Source organism: Paramesorhizobium salinisoli, from assembly GCF_003335045.1.
Classification (GTDB): domain Bacteria; phylum Pseudomonadota; class Alphaproteobacteria; order Rhizobiales; family Rhizobiaceae; genus Paramesorhizobium; species Paramesorhizobium salinisoli.
The window spans coordinates 1-2,028 of sequence record NZ_QOZG01000072.1 but is presented as its reverse complement, the minus strand read 5'-3'; the positions used below and the strand labels follow the sequence as shown (position 1 = coordinate 2,028).

The window sequence follows — 2,028 nt, the reverse complement described above, 5'->3', positions numbered from 1 at the left end:
CGAGTTGACGAGCAATGGCGGTCCCGTCGCCCGATGCGGTAGCGAATACGCGGGCGCCGGCATTCCGTGCGAACTGGATGGCAAAGCTTCCGACGCCGCCTGCGCCAGCGTGAATAAGGATCGATTGCGGCACCCGAAGGCGCGGCATTTGCCGGGCCTTCTTCTTTGGGTGACAGTTTGACACCTGACCGAAAACGAGGTAACTTTTTGACACCTGAAGCCGGAACCGAAAGGGAACAACCGATGAACACCAAAAGCCAATTTGCGACGGTGAAGCTGCCTCTGCAGCTGGTCGACCAGGCCCGCCAGGAAGCCGCCGTGTTCCATCGCTCGATCGGTGGCCAGCTCGAGCATTGGGCTTCGCTCGGCCGTGCGGTCGAGAATGCGCCCGGCTTCACCCTGGACCGCGTGCGTGCAGCGGTCGAGGGCCGCTTTGACCCTGCCGATTTAAGCCCTGTCGAGCGGGAATATTTCTACGACGCGATGGACGACATCATGGCGCAGCCTGGCGCGAACGAAGAGGCCAACCTGCAGGCGCTGGTCAGCGCCGGCGGCGCGGTCGGCATGGACGATCAGGGCCGCCTGGTGCGCTCGCGCAAGGGCGGCACGACTGAGGTCATGGGCTGAGCATGGAAGACCGTCGGCCAACGCTTCACGTCATTGCCGGCCCGAATGGCGCCGGCAAGACGACGCTGTACCGAAACCGCATCAAGGATCGCTATCCAGAAGCGGAATTCGTCAACGCCGACGAGCTCGCGCAGCGCGAGTTTGGCCATTCTGCGAAGACGCTCACCGAATCCCAGCGCGGGCAAGAATTGGCCGAGCAGCGCCGGCAAGAGCTCATGGCCGGCCGCAAGAGCTTGGTTACGGAAACGACGTTCTCTCACCCGTCGAAGCTGGACCTGGTCAAAGAGGCGAAGCAGGCGGGCTATGAGGTCATCGTCTACCACGTCAACGTCCGCAGCGCAGAGCTGTCCGTGAAGCGCGTAGAGGCCCGCGTCGCCGGCGGCGGGCATCCAGTACCAGAGGATCGCATTCGACAGCGGTACGAGCGCAATCAGCCATTGATCCGTGAGGCGGCGAAACTGGCCGATCGCGCCTACATCTTCGACAACTCAGCCCTGGGCAAGCCACACACGCTCACGGCCATTCTTGCGAAGGGCAAAGCGGTCCGCGTCGACGATCGCGTGCCGGCGTGGGCACGTGAGCTCTATGCCGATGAGTTCAAGCATTTCTCGCAGTCCCGGCTCAATCGACCGGCGGCGAGCTTTGCCGAAGCGACGCAGATCGCCAAGACGCAGCTGGGCGACCAGGCGAAGACATACATTCCGCGGCAAGGGCAATACACGGGCCCGATGATTGGCGAGACGGATCTGCATATCGTGCAGAAGATCGGCAATCGGTCGGCTGTGGCGCATTTCCGTTCGTCGCTCGATCGCGTGCCGCCGATCGGTGAGGCGGTCGAGGTTCAGTACGACAAACACGGCAAGGCAACCGTGCGCACGTCTCGTCAGGTCGAGGAGGACAAGGCGGAAGCCGAGACCTTTCGCACGAAGGCGGCCCAGGAAGGGGTGAAGGTCTATCCGGACCTAGGCCCGGCGTACGCTCTCGTAAAGGCCGCAGAAGCGCGTGTAGGCGCCTCTCGGCCGTCTGAGGCGGCTAGGGTAGCCGAAGCCCTGCGCAACGAACTTGCAGGCCGCCTAGAGCGCGGGGAAAGACTGCCGGAAGTGCGCCGGGTCCAGCAGGCCGATAGGACCAGGGACAGGGGCGGTCAAGAACGATAAGATTCGACGGACTGGAGGAAACGGCAATGCAAACCTGGGAAATTCTTGCTGTTGCGATTGGTGTTGGCCTGGCCATCGTTGGCATCGTGGCTGTCAACAGCCACGGCAATGCGTGCTTCTGGGGCTCGTTGAGGATCGCTGTTCGAAGCTGATCTAATTACAATCATATGGAACGGTGAAGTGTACTGAACCGGTCAAGGCGGACAGTGACGCGGAGCGAGTATATATAAGCAGTCTCACCCGC

Annotated in this window: 3 protein-coding genes; all 3 read left to right on the top strand. The window is 62.3% G+C overall.

The features are described 5' to 3' along the window. The first annotated feature begins 243 nt into the window (after nt 1-243). The 3 genes from DUT91_RS24860 to DUT91_RS27235 are packed head-to-tail and all read left to right on the top strand — an operon-like array spanning nt 244 to nt 1,936. Complete coding sequence (locus DUT91_RS24860; RefSeq protein WP_114443039.1) at nt 244-627, top strand: TA system antitoxin ParD family protein; 384 nt, start codon at nt 244-246, stop codon at nt 625-627. 2 nt (nt 628-629) lie between these two features. Beyond that, entirely contained in the window at nt 630-1,784 is a 1,155-nt protein-coding gene (locus DUT91_RS24855) for an ATPase (RefSeq protein WP_114443038.1), read from the top strand. 26 nt (nt 1,785-1,810) lie between these two features. After that, entirely contained in the window at nt 1,811-1,936 is a 126-nt protein-coding gene (locus tag DUT91_RS27235) for a hypothetical protein (protein WP_281032649.1), read from the top strand. The last annotated feature ends 92 nt before the right edge of the window (nt 1,937-2,028 follow it).